The sequence below is a fragment of the Streptomyces rimosus genome (assembly GCF_008704655.1).
Lineage (GTDB): Bacteria > Actinomycetota > Actinomycetes > Streptomycetales > Streptomycetaceae > Streptomyces > Streptomyces rimosus.
Genome location: NZ_CP023688.1, coordinates 8941608 through 8960063, shown reverse-complemented (window position 1 = coordinate 8960063; position 18456 = coordinate 8941608). Strand labels below are relative to the sequence as shown.

General features: G+C 71.9%; 18 protein-coding genes. 9 read left to right on the top strand and 9 right to left on the bottom strand.

The window, feature by feature from the left end:
- Positions 1-30: 30 nt before the first annotated feature.
- Positions 31-819 carry a 3-hydroxybutyrate dehydrogenase gene (locus CP984_RS39265; protein WP_030178387.1) on the bottom strand — a complete coding sequence of 263 codons (789 nt, stop codon included), beginning with the start codon at positions 817-819 and terminating at the stop codon, positions 31-33.
- Between the two features lie 459 nt (positions 820-1278).
- Between CP984_RS39265 and CP984_RS41690 the strand changes: the two genes are divergently transcribed.
- From CP984_RS41690 to CP984_RS39245, 5 genes are all read left to right on the top strand, one after another.
- A complete protein-coding gene (locus CP984_RS41690; protein WP_003980447.1) occupies positions 1279-2097 on the top strand; it encodes an ATP-grasp domain-containing protein in 819 nt (272 codons plus the stop codon).
- Positions 2094-2828: a 7-carboxy-7-deazaguanine synthase QueE gene (locus CP984_RS39255; RefSeq protein WP_003980446.1), complete on the top strand. Its 735-nt coding sequence runs from the start codon at positions 2094-2096 to the stop codon at positions 2826-2828. The genes CP984_RS41690 and CP984_RS39255 overlap by 4 nt, the downstream gene beginning before the upstream one ends.
- A complete protein-coding gene (locus CP984_RS42435; protein WP_003980445.1) occupies positions 2828-2980 on the top strand; it encodes a hypothetical protein in 153 nt (50 codons plus the stop codon). Before CP984_RS39255 ends, CP984_RS42435 begins: the two co-directional genes overlap by 1 nt.
- A 106-nt stretch (positions 2981-3086) precedes the next feature.
- Positions 3087-3356, top strand: a complete 270-nt coding sequence (locus CP984_RS42430; protein ID WP_226048862.1) for a GTP cyclohydrolase I — start codon at positions 3087-3089, stop codon at positions 3354-3356.
- A gap of 93 nt (positions 3357-3449) precedes the next feature.
- Positions 3450-4679, top strand: a complete 1230-nt coding sequence (locus CP984_RS39245; protein ID WP_003980443.1) for an MFS transporter — start codon at positions 3450-3452, stop codon at positions 4677-4679.
- A gap of 536 nt (positions 4680-5215) precedes the next feature.
- Here CP984_RS39245 and CP984_RS39240 read toward each other — a convergent pair.
- On the bottom strand, positions 5216-7834 hold the full coding sequence (locus tag CP984_RS39240) for an MXAN_6230/SCO0854 family RING domain-containing protein (protein WP_003980442.1): 2619 nt from the start codon (positions 7832-7834) through the stop codon (positions 5216-5218).
- Between the two features lie 469 nt (positions 7835-8303).
- Between CP984_RS39240 and CP984_RS39235 the strand changes: the two genes are divergently transcribed.
- Positions 8304-8873 (top strand): TetR/AcrR family transcriptional regulator, encoded by a 570-nt coding sequence (locus CP984_RS39235; protein ID WP_003980441.1) that lies wholly within the window; start codon positions 8304-8306, stop codon positions 8871-8873.
- Between the two features lie 54 nt (positions 8874-8927).
- Positions 8928-10118: a GDSL-type esterase/lipase family protein gene (locus tag CP984_RS39230; RefSeq protein WP_003980440.1), complete on the top strand. Its 1191-nt coding sequence runs from the start codon at positions 8928-8930 to the stop codon at positions 10116-10118.
- Positions 10119-10137: 19 nt separating this feature from the next.
- Here the strand turns inward: CP984_RS39230 and CP984_RS39225 are convergent, their stop codons facing one another.
- Together CP984_RS39225 and CP984_RS39220 are read right to left on the bottom strand one after the other, a co-directional pair.
- Positions 10138-11283, bottom strand: coding sequence for an FAD-dependent oxidoreductase (locus CP984_RS39225; RefSeq protein WP_003980439.1), 1146 nt, complete (start codon positions 11281-11283; stop codon positions 10138-10140).
- 50 nt (positions 11284-11333) lie between these two features.
- Positions 11334-12008, bottom strand: coding sequence for a TetR/AcrR family transcriptional regulator (locus CP984_RS39220; RefSeq protein ID WP_003980438.1), 675 nt, complete (start codon positions 12006-12008; stop codon positions 11334-11336).
- Positions 12009-12118: 110 nt separating this feature from the next.
- On the opposite strand from CP984_RS39220, the gene CP984_RS39215 reads away from it, so the two are divergent.
- Positions 12119-12937, top strand: coding sequence for an APH(3'') family aminoglycoside O-phosphotransferase (locus CP984_RS39215; RefSeq protein ID WP_003980437.1), 819 nt, complete (start codon positions 12119-12121; stop codon positions 12935-12937).
- A 7-nt stretch (positions 12938-12944) separates the two neighbouring features.
- On the opposite strand, the gene CP984_RS39210 is transcribed toward CP984_RS39215, so the two are convergent.
- From CP984_RS39210 to CP984_RS39200, 3 genes are all read right to left on the bottom strand, one after another.
- Positions 12945-13760: an ATP-grasp domain-containing protein gene (locus CP984_RS39210; protein WP_003980436.1), complete on the bottom strand. Its 816-nt coding sequence runs from the start codon at positions 13758-13760 to the stop codon at positions 12945-12947.
- A complete protein-coding gene (locus CP984_RS39205; RefSeq protein ID WP_003980435.1) occupies positions 13757-14785 on the bottom strand; it encodes a ribosome assembly protein YhbY in 1029 nt (342 codons plus the stop codon). Before CP984_RS39205 ends, CP984_RS39210 begins: the two co-directional genes overlap by 4 nt.
- A 132-nt stretch (positions 14786-14917) precedes the next feature.
- Entirely contained in the window at positions 14918-15892 is a 975-nt protein-coding gene (locus CP984_RS39200; RefSeq protein WP_003980434.1) for an MBL fold metallo-hydrolase, read from the bottom strand.
- Positions 15893-16004: 112 nt separating this feature from the next.
- Between CP984_RS39200 and CP984_RS39195 the strand changes: the two genes are divergently transcribed.
- Positions 16005-16874 (top strand): LysR family transcriptional regulator, encoded by an 870-nt coding sequence (locus CP984_RS39195; RefSeq protein WP_003980433.1) that lies wholly within the window; start codon positions 16005-16007, stop codon positions 16872-16874.
- Positions 16875-16888: 14 nt separating this feature from the next.
- Here the strand turns inward: CP984_RS39195 and CP984_RS39190 are convergent, their stop codons facing one another.
- The gene (locus CP984_RS39190; RefSeq protein ID WP_003980432.1) at positions 16889-17413 is read right to left on the bottom strand and encodes a hypothetical protein; all 525 of its coding nucleotides are present in this window, start codon (positions 17411-17413) and stop codon (positions 16889-16891) included.
- 77 nt (positions 17414-17490) lie between these two features.
- Entirely contained in the window at positions 17491-18423 is a 933-nt protein-coding gene (locus tag CP984_RS39185) for a hypothetical protein (protein ID WP_003980431.1), read from the bottom strand.
- Positions 18424-18456: the final 33 nt, after the last annotated feature.

The following is an 18456-nucleotide window of genomic DNA, read 5'->3' as shown; positions in this document are numbered from 1 at the left end:
GCCGGGTCTCAGTGTGTGTGCCGGGGCGGGTCAGCCGGCTCCCCAGCCGCCGTCCAGGGGTACGGAGGCGCCGTTCACGTAACCGGCGTGCGGCGAGCACAGCCACAGCGCCGCCGCGGCGACCTCCTCGGGCTCCAGCAAGCGCTTGATCGGTGACCGGGCCAGCAATACGTCATTGAGCACGTCCGCGGGGTCGATCCCGTGCGCGGCGGCCTGGTCGCGGATCTGCTTCTCGACCAGCGGCGTACGGACGTAGCCGGGGTTGATGCAGTTGCTGGTCACGCCGTGCTCCGCGCCCTCCATGGCCGTGACCTTGCTCAGCCCCTCCAAGGCGTGCTTCGCGGCGACGTAGGCGGCCTTGTAGGCGCTCGCCCGCCGCCCGTGGACGCTGGAGATGTTCACGACCCTGCCCCAGCCGTTCGCGTACATGTACGGCAGCGTGCGCCGCAGCAGGAGGAACGGTGCGGTGACCATCACCTGCTGCATCAGCGCGAACCGTTCCGGCGGGAATGCGGTGAGCGGGGCCACGTGCTGGAATCCGGCGTTGTTGACGAGGATGTCGGCCTCGGCCGGCAGCCGCTCGATCGCGGCGGGATCGGCCAGGTCCGCGATATGCGCCCGGCCGCCGATTTCCGCGGCGACGGCTTCGGCCGACTCGACGTCCTTGTCGACCACGTGCACCGCGGCCCGCGCCGCCGCGAAGGCGATGGCGCACGCTTTGCCGATACCGCTGCCGGCACCGGTCACGAGGGCGGTTCGCCCGCTGAGGTCTATGGCATCGACGGGAAACGAGGAGGGGGGCGGCGTGGTGGGAATCATGGTGAAGAACGGTAAGGGCAGCGCGGCCCGGTGCCTATGCCTGGTGGCCCACGATCCGTGATCCGCGGTGGCGAGTTCACGCCACGGGCCCGCGAACTCGCCGTCCGTACGGGCAGAATCGAGAGGAACCCGCCGTCCACGGAGACCGGATAAGTGGGACTAATAAGGTCCGGTGGCACAGGGAAGGGTACGGATAGCGTGTTGCGTTTTATTGTGATCTAGAGAAATCGGGGTTCGCGCTCAATCGGTACGTCGGGAGCAACACGGCCCCGGCGTACGGTCCGCCCGTGGGATACGCCTTTCCCCCACGGGCATCGCTTTGCCGGGCAGCGTCAACCGGGCCATTCCTTGCCAGGGTTGGTGACAGCGCCCCTGACTTTCCGCGCATGTGCCACGGTCGGCTTCGGTGTGCGCGTGGTGCGCGTCCTCGGTGTCCGACCCGACGGAGGGGGATTCCGTATGCCCAGCGTCGTCGTCATCCATCCGGTGAAGTCCGGCGTCAAGTACAAGAAGGCGGTGCGGGACCGAGGGCACAGGCTCATTTCGGTGTACGCCTTCAACGAAGAGCTGCTGGAGAAACGCCGGCCCGACCACGCGGACGGGGACGACATCTCGCTCTACGCACGGGATACCGAAGGTGTGCTGGAACGTCTGGAGCCGTACCGCGACGATGTCCGCGCGGTCCTCTCCGGCAACGATTCGTCCGCCGGCCTCGCCGACCATCTGGCCCACGCGCTCGGTCTTCCCGGGAACTGCGTGGAACTGGCCCGTGCCCGCAGCCACAAGGACGTCATGCGCCGGGTTGCCGAGCAGGCGGGGCTGCGCATTCCCCGGTACCGGCTGGTCGGTTCGGCCGCGGACATTCCCGTCACGGCTCGCGAGGTCGGGTTCCCGGCCATCGCGAAACTCATCTCCGGGGACGGCTCCCACGGTGCCGCGCTGCTGGCCGACGAAGCGGCGCTGACCGGCCTCCACCGGCTGGAGACAATCGACCATTTCCGCGAACCGGTCCGCAGGTGGCTGGTGGAACAGTACGTCCGCGGCCGGGAAATCGCGGTGAATACTATGAACTATGGCGGGAAACACTGGCTCGACGCCACCTTCGACCACCGCCACCTCAACGACGCCGTCCCAGGAATGAATCCGTCCGCCGAGACCCTGACCTGGTGGATGTCTCACCAGTGGATCGGCCGGCTGCCCGAGCTCAGCTGCGTACGGGGTGTCGGAAACACCCCGTACCTGGGCCACCTACCGTGGGAAATGAGCGCTGTGCGATGAGGGCACGGGGAACGGGGTCCGACCGGAAGATCGTCGTCAATGAGATCTTCGGTCCGACGATCCAGGGCGAGGGCCCGTCCATGGGGCGCAGCTGTTCCTTCGTCCGGCTCGGCGGGTGCAATCTGACGTGTACGTGGTGCGATACGCCGTACACCTGGGACTGGGCCGGGCGCAGCGACGCGGGCACGGCGTACGACCCGAAGGCCGAATTGCACGCGATGAATGTCGCGGAGGTGGCGGAACGGCTCCTGGTCACGGACGTCCGGCTCGTCGTCGTCTCCGGCGGCGAACCGCTCCAGCAGCAGCGGACCGTGGCCCGCCTCTGCCGCCTGCTGGGCGAGAGCGGGGTATCGGTCGAGATCGAGACCAACGGCACCCTTTCCCCGTCGCCGGAGTTGGTGGCGGCGCGGCCCCGTTTCAACGTCTCGCCCACATTGCGGCACAGCGGCATGGGCCCGGAACAGACCGTGGTGCCGGAGGCGCTGCGGGCCCTGAACGCCACACGCGGCGCCGCCTTCACATTCGTCTGCCGGGATCCGGGGGACCTCGATGAGGTGGCGGACATCGTCGCCCGGTACGGGCTGGAGTCCGTCTGGATCATGCCGGAGGGGCAGGACCAGGAAACGCTGTCCGACCGTCTGGCGTTGCTCGCCGACGCCGTCGTGGCGCGGCGCTGGAACATCTCGACGCGTATCCATGTGCACGCGTGGGGCAATCGCAGGGGGGTGTGATGATGAAAATCGTCTGGCAGAAACAGGAAATGCCTGATGCGACGGTCGATGTCGGGCGGCTCGAAGAGCCGGCGCGGCAGATCCTCGTCGAGATCGGTGAGGACCCGACCCCTGCGGGGCTGCTCGAAACGCCACGGCGTTATGCCAAGTGATGGAAGGAGTTCGTGGAATACGACGCGGGGAAAGTGGACACCCTGTTCGAGAGCGGCACCCTGGGGCAGACGGTCATGGTCTCCGGCATGACCGTGTAGCGGCACGCTGCTCGGGCTGTCGAAGTTCGCCCGTATCGCGCACAAGCACGCACACAAACTGCAGGTACAGGAACGTCTCGTGAGCGATATCGCGGACGAGATCGCCGACATCACCGGTACGGACGATCTGGCCGTGGTGGGTCGGGGGGAACATCTCTGTATGACCATGCGGGGTATCCGCACGCCGTCGACCATGTCGTCCTCCGTTTTCCGCGGTGTGTTCGAGAAGTCGGAGCACGCCCGGGCGGAAATCTTCGCCCAGCTCGGCGCGAAGTGACGTGCGAAGTGACGACGGACGGCCCGCGCACCGGCCGCGGCGGCGCTGCCGTACGGCGTGCACCGGCGCACCGACGATCGAGGAGACCCCCTGTTGGCGACGGATCTGGTGCGCAAGTACCGGCTGCTCTTCGCGGTACCCGGCTTCCGCCTGTCGGCCGTCGCCGCGCTGACGGCCAAGCTCCAGCCGGGCATGTACGCGGTGTCCCTGCTGGCCCTGGGGTCGCACCATCTCGATTACGGCGGCGCCACCCTGGTGGTCGCGGCCGCGTCGTTCGGCGCGATGACCACGCCGCTGCGGGGCAGGCTGCTCGACCGGTACTCCTACGCCGCGGTGCTGTGGCCGCTGCTCGCCCTGCACCTCGGCACGCTGCTGCTGTTCGTCGCCGCCGCGCGTGCCCACGCCGACCTCACCGCGCTGTTCTGCCTGTCCGTACTGGCCGCCGTCAGCCTGCCGCCCATCGGCACCCTCACCCGCGTGATGTGGCGGAAGGCGGTCCCGGGTGACCTGCGGACGACCGCGCTGGCCCTGGACTCCGTCCTGGCGGACTTCGGCTTCATGATCGGCCCGGTCGCGGCGGTCGCCCTGGCGCGCAGCATCACACCGGATGCCGCGCTGCTGGTCTGCGGGCTGCTGGTGTCCGTCGCGGTGCCGCTGGGCCTGCGCGGCGCCGGTGCCCGGGCGCTCAAGGAAGCGCCGACGCGGGAGCATTGGGCCGGCCCGCTGCGCTCGGCGGCACTGCGCCGGGTCTTCAGCGTCGCGTTCTGTTTCTTCCTCGGTGTGAACGTCATGGAGGTCTCGCTGGCCTCCTACGGGCGCAAGGGCGAGGTGACGCTGGCCGGCGGAGCGCTGCTGAGTCTCATCGCGTTGGCCAGCATGGCGGGCGGCGCACTGCTCGGCGGTCTCCCCACCCGGGCCGCCCAGCGCCTGATGCACCCCACTGTGCCCCTGGGCGGAAACGCGGTATGTCTCCTGCTGCTGGCCGTCGCGAGCTTCGTCCACCCCTTCCTCGTCCCGCTGGCCTGCCTGCCGGTCGGCTTCTGCCTGGGCCCCTGCTTCGCCTCCGTATACGGCACGGCAGCCGACCACGCGGGCAAGGGCGAGGAGGCCGAGACGCAGTCGTGGGTGGCCGGGGCAATGATGGCCGGCGGTGGGCTCGGCGCGGCGGTCGGCGGCTGGTCCCTGGCACACGGCGGACTGGCCGGAGCCCTGCTACTGGCCTCGGCGGCCTGGGCCGCCGGTGCGGTCTGCGGGGCGCGCGTCCCGCGTCTGCGCCCGGCCGTGGAGGGGCCGCGCGTCGCTTCGGAGGCGTCGGCCGAGTGAGGCGGATGGGGGTGGCCGAACGAACCCTCCAGTAGGACTGCCGCACCCCTGTCAGCCCCCTGGCCGGCACCACCGACCACACCTGCCGCGCCAACGTCTCGGCCGGCAGGGTGCCGTCGAGTTCCAGGTCGCAGTCGTGGCGGGCGGGTTCGACGTGCCGGTCGTGGGCGTCGCGGCGGTGGCGGAGGTAGTTGTGCAGCAGGACGTCGAGGGGGAAGCCGTCGCGCAGGCACTTGCGCTGGATCTTTCTTACCAGCCGGAGGCCGGCCGGGAGGTCGACGAAGACGTGGAAGCGTGCGCACGCCACCTGGGGTACGACACGGCAGGCGGACAGGCCGTCGACGATGGCCATCGAGTGGGAGACCAGCGCCGCTTCGGTGTCGAGGGCGAGGCGCGCGATGTCCAGCGACCGGGGATCGCCGAAGTCCAGGTGCGGTACGCCGTTCTCGTCGAGGAACCACACACCGCTGTCCGGCGAACGGAAGTAGTAGTCGGCGGCGTGCAGCCGCGGCGCTCCCCGGCGGACCGCCCGGCAGCTACCCGTCCGCGGCCAGCGACGCGACGAGATCGGAGGCGGCCAGGAGGCGCGCCTCCCCCGCGTCCAGTCCGGCCGGGTGCAGCGCGAACACCTCCGCCTGCCCGGTCAGCGGCAGATCGCCGCGCAGCAGGTACGCCAACTGGGCCTGTCCGAGGTCCGGGGTCCCGGCGGCGTCCGTCGCCGGTGTCCCGATCCGGCCGGCGAACTCCGCCGTGTCCTCGCCGTCGCGGCGCCGGTAGGTGCTCGCCGAGCCGTCGTGGTGGCGCATCACGACGGTGCGCGCGCGGGCGGCGGCCTGCCAGGTGGCCAGTTCGCCGAGGCCGATCCGGGCGCCGGAGGCGAACAGGCCCGTCAGGCCCCGGCCGAGCGTGGCCAGGGCGTCCGCGTGGCGGTGTACGGCGTGGTGGGTGCCGGTGACGCCCTTGACCACGTCGAGCCAGCGCATCGTACGGCCCGCCACGTCCAGGACCATCGGCACCGCGGCGCGGACCCGGCCCGTCAGGTCGAAGCGCTGCTCCACCTGGCGCGGGTCGAACACCGGCCCCTCGTTCCCCGGCCGGTCGCGGACCATCAGCCCGGCGAACGCCTCGTCCAGGTCCTCGAACGCGACGTTGTTGTAGGAGAAGACCACGGCGACCGCATAGCGGACACCGGCCGCTGCCAGCCGGTCCAGGTCGAGATCCACGAACTCCGCCGCGCCCCGCGGCGCGGGTGCGCTGGTCAGGTCGCCGGAGTGCACCGCGGCGTCCTTACGGAAGCGCAGGTCGGTGTAGTCGCAGGTGCCGGTGTGCTGCCAGTCGGCGGTGTACAGCGCCACGCTCAGGTCCAGATCCGTACGGCCGGAGACCGCGCTCTCCATCCAGTGCAGGAACAGGCGCACCGTACGGCCCTCGGGCACCGGCAGTTCACTGCCGCGCGGCAGGGTGACGAGGGCACGCGAGGCGGTGCGCTCCGCGAACGGAGCGATGACACCGTTGAGTCCGGCGTCGACCACCGCCAGGTCCACCGGTGGCCGGGCGGCGGCGCGGCGCAGCAGTTCGCCGGTCAGGACGGTCACCGTACGGGCGACGGCGTCCGCCGGCAGCGGGCCGCGCTCGTCCGCGACGATGTGCGCCTTCGCGTTGCCGCCCTTGGGGAAGAAGACGCGGTCGTGCTGCTCGGGGGCCGTACGGGTCCGGATCTCGCCGAGGGCGGAGAGCAGCACCGCCGGGGACGCCTTCCGTACGGCCTTGTCCAGCGCGGTCAGCACCTCGCCGACGCGGTCGCCGTTCTCGGCCGCCAGCCGCAGCAAGTGGTCCAGACGGCGCAGCAGTTCGCCGGGGCGCTGGGCGAGCAGGGTGACGGCGGCGGGCACGTCCCGGTCCGCCAGCGCGGCTTCGACCCGGGCGGGCCAGTGCGGCAGGCGGACCCGGTCGCCGGAGGCGTCGGCGTACGGCAGGGTCCGCGCCGCCGCGCGCAGCCGCTCGGACAGGGCGTCGTCGCTGAGCCGTACCTCGCGCAGTACGGCGATGGCGAGCGCGGCCCGCGGGTAGCGCTCGGCGTATTCGAAGGGGTGCAGGCGCTCGGCGGCGTGCTTCCACGCCGTCGGGTGGCGGCGCATGTCCTCGACGGCCAGGGCCGGTTCGAGCCGGTCGAGTACGGACAGCAGAGCGCGGCGCAGCGGGCGCGGCACCGGGGCGAAGCGGGGTACGTCGACCAGGCCGGCGTCGCCGCCGGAGCGCACCACGAGCAGCCGCAGCACGTCGGTCGCGGTGTCGATGAGGCCGGCGGCCACGGGGAGCGTCACGGTGTGCGCGGCCGGTTCGGCGAGCAGCCAGGCGAGGAGCCGGGCCTTGGTTTCGCGGCCCGGGACGGTGCGGGGCAGCCAGGTCAGGTCGGTGCGGTCCCGGGAGTCCAGGAGGGTGTGGAGGTCGTCGGTGTCCTGCGGGCTCAGCGCGCCGGTGCGGGCGAGGAGGGTGTTCAGCTCGCGGCCCGCGTCGGCCGTACGGGCGGCGAGGTCGCCGCCGTGAGCGAGGACGCGCAGGCGCTCGGGCAGGGCGCGGCCGGGGTCGGCGTCCGGGCGCGGTGCCTGCGGGCTCAGGAACGGGTCGTCGGCGTCGAGGCGGCGGTGGCAGACCGGGCAGCCGGAGAAGTCCTTGCCGTCGAAACACCTACGGCACACCAGGTGGGCGCACGGCGCGAGGGCGTGCACCGTCCCGTCCGTACCGCACAGGACGCACGGCTGCCGGGGCTTCTGGAAGAGGTGAGCCAGCACGCGGGCGATATAGAAGGCGCCGGTGTCCGCGGGTGTGGTCTCCGGGAAGCCGCGGAAGAGCGGGCTGTGGTCGCGGTCCGCGCCCAGGGCGTGATCGAGGTCCGCGAGCAGGGCGCGGCCCGCTACGGTCAGCGCCCCGGTGTCCAGTACGGCCAGGGCCTGACGTAGGCCGGCGGACATCAGGTAACCGCGTTCCAGGAGGTCGGCCTCCAGCAGCGAGACACCCGCGAGGCCGTCCACCGTCGGGCGTGCCGTGGCCCCGGCCGTGGCGGCGGGCAGGTAGACCGCGCCGCGACGGGACAGGAGTACGGCGGCCAGGCTGCGGCGGCTGTCGGTACGGGTCGTGCTGATGGTGAGCGTCATGGCCTTCCTCCCCCGCCCGGCGGGAACGCCGGGGCCACGCGAATTCCTGCGAAATACGTGCGCAAGCCGGCCTGTCGGTTTTTCTGCCGCTTCGCGCCGTGGTGAACGTATCAAGTCCCGAAAGCGTGTCGCATCCGCATTGAGTTGCGACCCGAGCGCAGGAAGAGCAGCTGGTCAGCGGGCGGGTGGCCGAGATCGAGCCGGCGGCACGGAAAAGACGTTGAAGCGGGGCGGAAAGTGAGCGCGCTCATTTTTCGATGGAGGAAAGTGAGAAGGAAGCACGCTGCGGAGCCGCCCCGCGTGGCACACATTAGCAAGCCCGGGTAAGCGGCGAAATGGATTTATGGGCGGGGCTGCGGGCTGCTGCCGCCGGGCCCCGCCCCACCCGTGACCTACCTAACCCCCACGCCAGCTTGCCTAAAGGCTTTAGGTAAGAGCATACTCGGTCACGCCAAACGAAAGGAAGCCCATGGCACGCGTAGGGCTGACCACGGAACGTCTGACCCGGGCGGGCGCGGAACTGGCCGACGAGGTCGGCTTCGACCAGGTCACCGTCTCGGCGCTGGCCAGACGGTTCGACGTAAAGGTCGCGAGCCTGTACTCGCATGTGAAGAACTCGCACGACCTCAAGACCCGGATCGCCCTCCTCGCCCTGGAGGAACTCGCCGACCGGGCCGCCGACGCCCTGGCCGGGCGGGCGGGCAAGGACGCCCTGACCGCCCTGGCGAACGTCTACCGCGACTACGCCCGGGAGCACCCCGGCCGCTATGCCGCGGCGCAGCTCAGGCTGGACCCGGCGACGGCCGCCGCCAGCGCGGGCGTGCGGCACGCGCAGATGACGCGGGCCCTGCTGCGCGGTTACGACCTGTCGGAGCCGGACCAGACGCATGCCGTACGGCTGCTGGGCAGCGTCTTCCACGGTTACGTGAGCCTGGAGCTGGGCGGCGGCTTCAGCCACAGCGCTCCCGACACGCAGGAGACCTGGACACGGGTCCTGGACGCGCTCGACGCCCTGCTGCGGAACTGGCCCGCGACCTGATCAGGACCGGGCCCCGCACCGAACACTCCCCCACCACACCTACAGGTAAAGGTCATGCACACCAACCACGACTGGATCACCACCCCCATCACCGCCGACCTGCTGCGCGGCGCCCTCGACGTGGAGCGCACCGAGCGCGGCGTGCTGCCGCACCGGCTGCCCGCGTGGGCCCGCGCCCAGAACGTCGACGGGCAACTGGCCATGGCCGAGTCGCAGCCGTCGGGCGTGCGGCTGGTCTTCCGTACCCGGGCCACCGCCGTCGAACTGGACGCACTGCCCACCAAGCGGGTGTACGTGGGCGTCCCGCCCCGGCCGGACGGTGTGTACGACCTGGTCGTCGACGGCCGCCCGGCAGGCCGGGCCGTCTTGCCGGACTGCGGTAACACCCTGACCATCGACATGGCCGCCGGGACCGCCGAGCAGCGGCCCGGCCCGCCCGGCACCGTCCGCTTCACCGGCCTGGCCGACGGCCCCAAGGACGTCGAGATCTGGCTGCCGCACACCGAGACCACCGAACTCCTCGCGCTGCGCACCGACGCTCCGGTCGAGCCCGTCCCGGACCGGGGGCGCCTGGTGTGGCTGCACCACGGCAGCTCGATCAGCCACGGCTCCGACGCGGCGAGCCCCACCACGACCTGGCCGGCGCTCGCCGCGTCCCTCGGCGGCGTCGAACTGATCAATCTGGGGCTGGGCGGCAGCGCCCTGCTCGATCCGTTCACCGCCCGTACGCTGCGGGACACGCCGGCCGACCTGATCAGCGTCAAGATCGGCATCAACCTGGTCAACGCCGACCTGATGCGGCTGCGCGCCTTCACCCCCGCCGTCCACGGCTTCCTCGACACGATCCGGGAGGGCCACCCCACCGCGCCGCTGCTGGTCGTCTCCCCCATCCTGTGCCCCATCCACGAGGACACCCCCGGCCCCTCCGCCCCGGACTTCTCCTCCATCAGCTCCGGTCAGCTGCGGTTCCGGGCCGCGGGCGACCCGGCGGAGGTCGCGAGCGGGAAGCTGACGCTGGGCGTCATCCGCGACGAGCTGGCCCGGATCGTGGCGCAGCGGGCGGCCCAGGATCCGAACCTGCACTACCTGGACGGCCGCGAACTCTACGGCGCGGCGGACGCGGCCGAGCTGCCGCTGCCCGACGGACTCCACCCGGACGCCGCCACCCACCGCCGCATCGGCGAGCGCTTCGCCGGGCTGGCCTTCACCGGCGAGGGCGCCTTCGCGGACGGCCGGGCCGCCTGATCCGGACGCCGCCCGCCGGTCACCCCTGGTGGGAGGCGAACAGGTCGAGCAGCCGCTCCAGTCCCCGGTCGCCGAACATCAGGTCCAGGTTGGCCGCGGCCTCGGCGGCGGACGCCTCGCTGCGCGGGAAGAGGGCCTGCTCGTACGCGGCGAGGGCGGCTTCGGTGTCGCCGGGGTGGGCGGCGACGGCCCGGCCGAGTTCGGCGCCGTCCAGCATGGCGAGGTTGGCGCCCTCCCCCGCGAACGGGGACATCAGATGGGCGGCGTCGCCGAGCAGGGTGACGCCGGGGGTACGATCCCAGCGGTGCCCCACGGGCAGGGCGTGGATGTGACGCGGTACGAGCGGCCCGTCGGCGTCGGCGACCAGGGCCCGCAGCCGGTCGTCCCAGCCGTCGAAGTGGGCCAGGACGGCCTTCTTGGCGCTCTCGGTGGCGGAAGCACCGAAGTCGATGGTGTCGAGCCATTCCGGGCCGGTCTTCACCGCGGTGTAGATGTGCAGGCTGCCGTCGGACTCGCGGTGGGCGAGGAAGCCCTTCCCGTCGCCGAGGCTGAAGAAGGAGCCGCCGCCGACGAGGGCGGCGCTGTCCGGGTGGCGGGTGTCGGCGTCCAGCAGGTCGGATTCCACGAAGGAGATGCCGGTGTAGGCGGGGGTGGCCGGGGAGACCAGCGGCCGGATCCGGGACCAGGCCCCGTCGGCGCCGACGAGCAGGCCGGTGGTGCAGGCCGTACCGTCGGCGAACGTCACCTCGTGCCGTCCGCCGCCCAGCGCGCGGGCGCCGGTGACCTTGTTGCCCCAGCGGACGGTGCCCTCGGGCAGCGAGTCCAGCAGCAGGTCGCGGAGCCGGCCGCGGTCCACCTCGGGCCGGGTGCCGTCGCCCTCGTCCGTCTCCTCCATCCGTACGGTGCCGTACTGATCGACGATGCGTGTCGCCTCGCCGCCCCGAAGGACGAGCGCGCGGAACGGCTCGTGGAGGTCGGCGGCGCGCAGGGCCTCCTGTCCCGCGTCGTCGTGGATGTCGAGCATGCCGCCCTGGGTACGGACGTGCCGGCCGGCCTCGCCTTCGAGGACGACCGCCTCGATGCCGTGCACGTGCAGGACGCGGGCCAGCGTCAGACCGCCGAGACCGGCGCCGACGATCGCGATGGGGTGGTGTGTGGTGGGCATGGTGGTTCCTCGATTCGGTGGTGGCGTGCGAAGGAGTCGGCCGAGGGCGTTCAGGACGGCCGGGGCGTGGCCGCGGCGCCGTTGACGACCATGCGGAACGTCCAGGCGAGCCGCTGTTCGGGCGTGCCGGAGAACAGGTCGTCGCCGAGGGCGGCGATGCGCGGGTACGTATCGGGCGTGGCCTGCCGCAGCGCACTGACCAGGGCGTTGTGCTCCTCCTCCGCGCCCGGGTCGCGGTCGCGGGTGGACTGCTCGGCCGCGGTGGCGGTGGCCACCTGGAGCAGGATGTCCACGCCCCAGGCCGCCCGATCACCCGGGACGCCGCCCTCGTGCAGCAGGGAGAGGACCGCCTCGACCAGCGCCAGATAGTTCGGCCCCGAGGGGCGTGCGACCAGCGCGGAGTGCGCGAGGCTCGGGTACTGGAACAGGGTGCGGGTGTACGAGCCGAGCAGGTCCACCAGCTGCTCGCGCCAGTCGCCGGACGCACGGGCCGGGCCGAGGTCCACCGCGCCGAGGAGTTCTTCGAGGATCGCGGCGTGCAGCTCGGCCGTATTGGCCACGTACACGTACAGCGACGCGGGGCCGGTGTCGAGCTCTTTGGCCAGGCGGCGCATCGTCACCCGCTGCAGCCCCTCCGACCGCATCAGGGCCACGGCGGTGGCCACGATGCCTTCGTGGGTGAGGGCGGGCTTGGCGGGGCGCTCGCGGCGGCTGGCTGGGGTCATGCCTCCACCGTAACGAACATGTTCGTTACGAACAAGTTCGTTCAGCTCTCCTTTCAGCACGCGGTAAATCGCGGTGCGGCGCGCGGGGCGCACTGGCTAGGTTGGCGACCGTGATCGATCTGACCGCATTCCTTACGCTGCTGCGCGCCGATGGCGGGGACGCCGGCTGGGAGCCCGTGACGGACGGCGAGTCCGGGGCCGCCGTCTTCCGCTCGGCCGACGGTTCGCGCTACGCCAAGTGCGTGCCCGCCGACCAGGTCGCCGCTTTGGAGGCGGAGCGGGACCGGGTGAGCTGGCTGAGTACGCAGGACATTCCCGGGCCGCGCGTCCTCGACTGGCGCGTCGGTGCCGCCGGGGCCGGGCTGCTGACCAGCACCGTCGAAGGGATTCCCGCCGACCGGGCGTCGGCCTCGATGCTGCGGGCGGCGTGGGAGCCGATCGCGGACGCCGTGCGGCGGTTGCACGAACTGCCACCGGAGAAGTGCCCGTTCACGCGCGAACTCGGCGAAATGTTCTCCATGGCCCGGGATGTCGTCGCGCGGGAAGCGGTCAATCCGGACTTCCTGCCCGAAGAGCAGCGGCACACGCCGCCCGGCGAACTGCTCGCGCGCCTCGCCCCGTACGTCGGGCAGCGCCTCGCGCAGGAAGCCGCGCAGACCGTCGTCTGCCACGGGGACCTGTGCCTGCCCAACATCATCCTCGATCCGGACACGCTGGACGTGGCGGGCTTCATCGACCTCGGCCGCCTGGGACGCGCCGATCCCTACGCCGACCTCGCACTGCTCTTCGCCACCGCCCGCGAGACGTGGGGCGACGACGAGCGGTGGTCACAGTCGGCCGAAGAGGAGTTCGCCGCCCGGTACGGAATCGCCCTCGACCGGGACCGCGAGCGGTTCTATCTGCATCTCGACCCCCTGACCTGGGGATGAGCCCGCCCTACCCGGAGATGAGCCCGCGGTTCGCCGACGCGGCGCGGCGCAGCGCCAAGGCCGCCAGCGCTTCCGGAGCGCCGTCCTGGCCCCGGATGCCGGGAAAGGCGTTGATGTCCACGATGAGCGGGGAGCCGTCGCCCGCGTCGATGACGTCCACGCCGTAGACGTCCAGCGCGAAGACCTCACCGGCCCGGCGCACCATGTCGGACCAGCCGGGCGGCAGATCCGCGAGGGCGAGCGGCAGCGTGGGCCCGCGCCCCTCGGGCGAGAGTTCCGAGCGGCGCAGGGCGGCGAAGAGCCGGTCCCCCACCGCCCAGAGTTTGTGGTCCCACCCGCTGTTCGGAACGAATTCCTGGACCACGACTGGCTCCCGCGGGTGCGCGGCGGCGAGCGCGCGCAGCTGCTCGCCGCTGTCGACGCGGGCCACCAGATCGTGCTTGCGGCTGTGCCGGCTCTTGACCACCACCGGGCCGGGGAGCCGCGGCCCGTCGGCCAGTTCGGCGAGCGTGGCGTAGGTACGGGTGCCCGCGAAGGGGAGGCCGGCTTGCCGCGCGTACCGCGCCATCGCCGTACGGTCCTGGAGCAGCGCGGTCGCCGCGGCCGAATTCACCACGGGGGCGCCGCGTGCCTCCAGGGCACGGGCCAGGGCGAGGGCTTGCGGCGTGTGAGCTTTGAGCAGGTGGACATCGGCGCGCGGCTCGGGGCCCTCCCCCGCCGTTTCCGGATCCAGCGTCACCACGTCGTGCTCGGGGGTGAGCAGGGCGGTGGCGGCGGCCAGCAGCGGGTGAGCGGGGTCGCGCGTGATCAGGGCGATCCTCACGCGCCCTCACCCGCCACCGCGGGAATGTGCACAGGGGCCGGGTCCTGTACCGACGCCGCAGCCTGCGCGGAATCCACGGCCTGCGCGGGGAGAACGACCTCCACGGGACCCGCGCCGGAAACGGAAACAGGATCGGGATGCGCCCGGACCGCCAACGACGCCCCACCGACCGCACCGTGCTGTTCCCCTGTCAGGCCGTCGGCAGCGGCCCCCTGCCCGGCGCGCGCCAGCCCCAGTACGGCCCGTGCCACCCGCGCCACCGCGTCCGGAACCTGCCGGAAGCTGGGGAAGTCGTTCACGTCGACGACCACCGGGCCGTCGGGCCCCAGCAGGACGTCCACGCCGTACAGATCGAGGCCGTACACCGCGCCCACCTGGTCCACGATCGCGGCCACCTCGGCCGACAGCGGCACGCGGCGCTCGCGTACCGCGTGCTCGGGGTGGAGCGGGGAGCGGCGCTCGGTGGCGTGCAGCTCGCCGCCGACGCAGTAGACCTTGATGTCGATGCCCGAATTGGGCACATACGGCTGGGCGATGAGCAGGCCCTCCCGCGCCAGTGCGGGGACCATCGCGGCCAGCCGGTCCGGCGACGCGACCAGGTGTACGGCCCGGCCGGAGCTGCCGTCGGCGGGCTTGACGACGAGCGGGTACTCCGAAGCGGGCAGCTCCGCCAGCAGTTCGGGCCGGGCCGCGGCGTAGGTACGGGGCAGCGGCAGCCCCCGGGCGCGGCCGATCGCCGCGGCCAGCGCCTTGTCCCGTACGCCGCGGATGGACCGGGCGTCGTTGACCGTCGTCATCCCGGCCGAGGCCGCCGCTTCGAGCAGGGTCAGTCCGGGTCCGCCGGACACCGTCTTGAGCACCCACGCGTCGTGGGTGCCCGCCCGCACCGCCTCGGTCATGTGCAGCAGGGAACCGCCCGGCCGCAGCACGTCCACCTGGTGGCCCCAGGCGGTCAGTTGACGGATCACCTCGTTCGGCATGCCGTCGTGACGGTAGTTTTCCTCCACCAGGAAGCAGAGCCTCATCGATCTTCCTTGTAGTCCGCCGAGCCTGCCCGGCGCGTTGCGAGACCACAGGATGTCATGCGCCGCGCGGGGTGCTCGCCCCGGCGTCGGCGGCGGGCCCGGAGGACACCGACCCCGGCAGGTCCGACGGGCTCAGGACGGGCTGCCGGGCGCGGGCTCGTCGTGCGCGTGCGCGGCGCGCTCGGCGCACAGGCAGCCGACGCCCTTGCCGATCCACTCCCGGCCGATCCACTGCGGGCGGCGCCGGATCATCAGGTCCGCGATCTCGTCGGCGATCGTCTGCTCGTCGGCCGCCGAGTCCCGGCGGAGCCAGGTCTCCTGCCGCAGCTCCGCGAGATAGTCGCGCACGTCGGCGAGAAGTTGCGGGCCGCCGAGCCCGCCGTGGCCCGGTACCACGGTCCGCGGGCGCCGGGCCGCCAGCCGCTCCATGACCGCGAGCCAGCGGGTGCCGGAGACGTCGGTGTCGTGCGGCGGGAACCACGGGAAGACGGCGAACTGGCCCGCTTCCACGAGGTCGCCGGTGAACAGCACGTCCGCGTCGGGTACGCCGATCACCTGGTCGCCCTTGCTGTGCGCGCGGCCGGTGGCCCGCAGGTGCACGACCCGGCCGCCCAGGTCCAGGTCGTACGACCGGTCGTAGACGATGTCGGGCCGTACCAGCCGGACTCCCTCCAGCTGACGCGCGGCCGACTCGCTGAGCTGCCGGAACATCTCCAGGTAGCCGGGGCCCTTCGTCTCCAGGTCCGCGGCCTGGTCGCGGTTGGCGAGGTAGGTCGCGGCGCCGGTGAAGACCTCCGCGCCGAAGGCGTGCTCGGGGTGGAAGTGTGTCGTCGTCAGGTAGAGCTTGCGCCCCCGTGCGTGGTCCGCCGCGAATTCCAGGACCCGTTCCGCGTTGCGGGGGCCCAGGCCGGTCTCCACGACCAGGACGGCGTCCCGGCCGCCGATGATGCCGATGTTCGGCACGAGCTGTACTCCCCGGTCGGGAATGACCAGCAGGTCGTGGGCGATGTCCTGGGCCCCGGCGACGTGCACGACGGGGTCCGGCCCGGTGTGTTCGACCGCCTTCGGCGCCCCGGCCGCGTTCGTCATCTCGGTCACGTCTGTCATCTCGTCGGCTCCTCAGCGTCGCGATCCGGTACGCCGTCGAGTCCACCGTCCGCGCTCCGCGGCGTCCAACACCGATCGCGTCGGCCCGATACCGCATCGGTATCGTTGCTGGATGGAGCTACGCGTACTGCGCTATTTCGTGGCGGTCGCCGAGGAACGCCACTTCGGCAGGGCCGCGACGCGGCTGCACATGACCCAGCCGCCGCTGAGCCGTGCCGTCCGGCAGCTGGAGGCCGATCTCGGCTGTACGCTGCTGGACCGCTCCCCCACCGGGGTCTCCCTGACCGCTGCCGGGGCCGTGCTGCTGGACGAGGCCCGTACGCTCCTGGCGCAGGCCGACCGGGCGCGCGTGCGGGTGGCCGCGGCGGCGGGTACGGCCACCCTGACGGTCGGCACCCTCGCCGACAGCGCCGAGGAGGCCGGAACGTGCCTGGCCGCCGCGTACCGGGACCGTCACCCCCACGTACACATCCGCATCCGCGAGGCCGACCTGAGCGATCCGACCGCCGGGCTGCGCGCCGGGCTGGTCGATGTGGCCCTGACCCGCGCGCCGTTCGACGCCTCGGGCCTCGCCACCCGCGTGCTGCGCTCGGACCCGGTCGGCGTGGTGCTGCGCGCGGACGATCCGCTGGCCGGGCGCGGCAGTCTGCGCCTCGACGAGCTCGGCGACCGCCGGTGGTTCCGGCTGCCCGAGGGGACCGATCCCCTCTGGAACGCCTACTGGGCCCGTCGCCCGGACACCGTCCGGTGCGAGGGCCCCGTCGTACGGACCGTTCATGAATGCCTTCAGTCCGTGCTGTGGAACGGAACAGTGGGGCTGGCCCCACTGGTCCGCTCCCTGCCGGACGGGCTCACCGTGGTCCCGCTGACCGACATGCCGCCCAGCCGCCTCGTCATCGCGTGGCGCGGCGGCGATGCCGGTCCGCTCGTCCGTTCCTTCGTGCAGCTCGCGGCCGAACGCTGGAACCGGAAGGGAGCGTAGCCACGGTGCGGCCGTTACGGAATCGTGTTGACCATGTACCACCAGTACGCGTTGACGGCGGCGACGACCGTGCCGGCGGCCGAGAGCGTGAGGTAGCGGCCCGACAGTTTGTTCCTCAGCGAGACCGCTCCACCGGGGCCGACGGTCTTGAACCAGTGGGCCGCGTCGCCGTTGCCGTCCCGGATGAAGACCCCCTCGCCCTGGCTCTGCAGCGTGCGGCCGACCTGCTCGGCGTCGGTGTTCACCAGCGTGATGGAACCGTCGGCGTTGCTGGTCTGGAGCCACACGGCGTCGTCGTGCCGGTTGCCGTACCAGAGCCGGCTGGCCTGGCACATGACCGAGCCGTAATAGTCCGCGTCGCCGAGCCACTGGTCGGGCTTGTCCTGGGGCGCCAGCACGTACGTGTGGCCCTGCTGGATGGTGGCGGCCGCGGATGCGGGGCGGGCCTGGGGCGCGTCGGCGGGGACCGCCGCTGCCGAACCGGCGGTGAGCACGGTCAGGGCGGCCGCGCACGCCAGTGCCGCGGTATATCTGCGCATGGTGATTCCTCTCGTATTCTTCGGGGAAACGCGTGTCCGGATGAGGGCCCGGGAAAAGGGTTCCGCGTGGCGGGGATTCAGCCCTTCATGAGGGTGAAGGTGACCGCGGTGTTGTCACCACTGCCCCCGTCGCGTCGGCAGGTGTATCCGACCGGGACGGAGCACGAGTAACTGTTGCTGCCCGTGTAGGGGTTGTTCCAGGAAATGCTCACCGAGCCGATCCCGAACATGTTGTATTCGGCCTTGCCCTGCGTGCCCGTCATGAATCCGTTCGACTCCGACTGCCAGATTCCGTTGGACATCGGGTACACGCGGTCCGGGGGCAGCAGGTTCTCGCTCCACGTGCCGTGCTCCAGGCTCGACGACGTACGGGTCAGCTCGCTGGAGGTGCGGTTCTGGAACGTGACGTGCGTACTGCGGGCCGCGGACGCGGCGCGCGTCCCGCTCTTCGGCGCCCTGGCCGCGGCGGCCCCCCACGGCTTGCTGATGGTGAACGTCACCGTCGCGTTGTCGCCGCCGCCACCGGAACGCGAACAGCTGTAGCCGGCGGGCACGTCGCAGCTGTAACTGTTGCCGCCCACATACGGGTTGTTCCAGTGGAACGAGACCTCGCCGCCGTCCCCGAGGGAGTACCGCGCGTCTCCCTCGGTCCCGGTCATCATCCCCGAGGAGTGCGAGCCCCAGTAGGCGCTCCTGTTGCCCTCGATCGTCTCCGGCGGCGTCGCGTCGTCCCAGACACCGTGCGAGAGCGACGAGTAGTTGCGGTACATGGTCGTCGAGGTGTTGTTGACCACGTTCACCCGGGTGCTGCGCGCCGACTGCGCCGACGCCGCGGATTTCTGCGCGGTGGTGTCCGCCGTCGCGGCGGCCGCGGAAGAAGTCCCGGCCGGGGCGAGCACCGCCGCGACGGCGAGGGCCGATACGGCGATGGTCTTGCGTGCCCGAATCGATGCGCGTGCCGCGCGGGTTTCGCGCCGCGCGCCGCGGCGGAATTCTGTGGTGGCCGACATAGGTGTCTCCTGCTCCTCGTCGCGAAGGGATTC

Bases quoted from the DNA above. Each gene is read 5' to 3' on its own strand.
- CP984_RS41690 (WP_003980447.1), top strand. From the start codon at position 1,279: ATGCCCAGCGTCGTCGTCATCCATCCGGTGAAGTCCGGCGTCAAGTAC.
- CP984_RS39235 (WP_003980441.1), top strand. From the start codon at position 8,304: ATGGCACGCGTAGGGCTGACCACGGAACGTCTGACCCGGGCGGGCGCG.
- CP984_RS39240 (WP_003980442.1), bottom strand. From the start codon at position 7,834: ATGACGCTCACCATCAGCACGACCCGTACCGACAGCCGCCGCAGCCTG.
- CP984_RS39220 (WP_003980438.1), bottom strand. From the start codon at position 12,008: ATGACCCCAGCCAGCCGCCGCGAGCGCCCCGCCAAGCCCGCCCTCACC.
- CP984_RS39255 (WP_003980446.1), top strand. From the start codon at position 2,094: ATGAGGGCACGGGGAACGGGGTCCGACCGGAAGATCGTCGTCAATGAG.
- CP984_RS39195 (WP_003980433.1), top strand. From the start codon at position 16,005: ATGGAGCTACGCGTACTGCGCTATTTCGTGGCGGTCGCCGAGGAACGC.
- CP984_RS39200 (WP_003980434.1), bottom strand. From the start codon at position 15,892: ATGACAGACGTGACCGAGATGACGAACGCGGCCGGGGCGCCGAAGGCG.
- CP984_RS39205 (WP_003980435.1), bottom strand. From the start codon at position 14,785: ATGAGGCTCTGCTTCCTGGTGGAGGAAAACTACCGTCACGACGGCATG.
- CP984_RS42435 (WP_003980445.1), top strand. From the start codon at position 2,828: ATGATGAAAATCGTCTGGCAGAAACAGGAAATGCCTGATGCGACGGTC.
- CP984_RS39185 (WP_003980431.1), bottom strand. From the start codon at position 18,423: ATGTCGGCCACCACAGAATTCCGCCGCGGCGCGCGGCGCGAAACCCGC.
- CP984_RS39190 (WP_003980432.1), bottom strand. From the start codon at position 17,413: ATGCGCAGATATACCGCGGCACTGGCGTGCGCGGCCGCCCTGACCGTG.
- CP984_RS39225 (WP_003980439.1), bottom strand. From the start codon at position 11,283: ATGCCCACCACACACCACCCCATCGCGATCGTCGGCGCCGGTCTCGGC.
- CP984_RS39265 (WP_030178387.1), bottom strand. From the start codon at position 819: ATGATTCCCACCACGCCGCCCCCCTCCTCGTTTCCCGTCGATGCCATA.
- CP984_RS39230 (WP_003980440.1), top strand. From the start codon at position 8,928: ATGCACACCAACCACGACTGGATCACCACCCCCATCACCGCCGACCTG.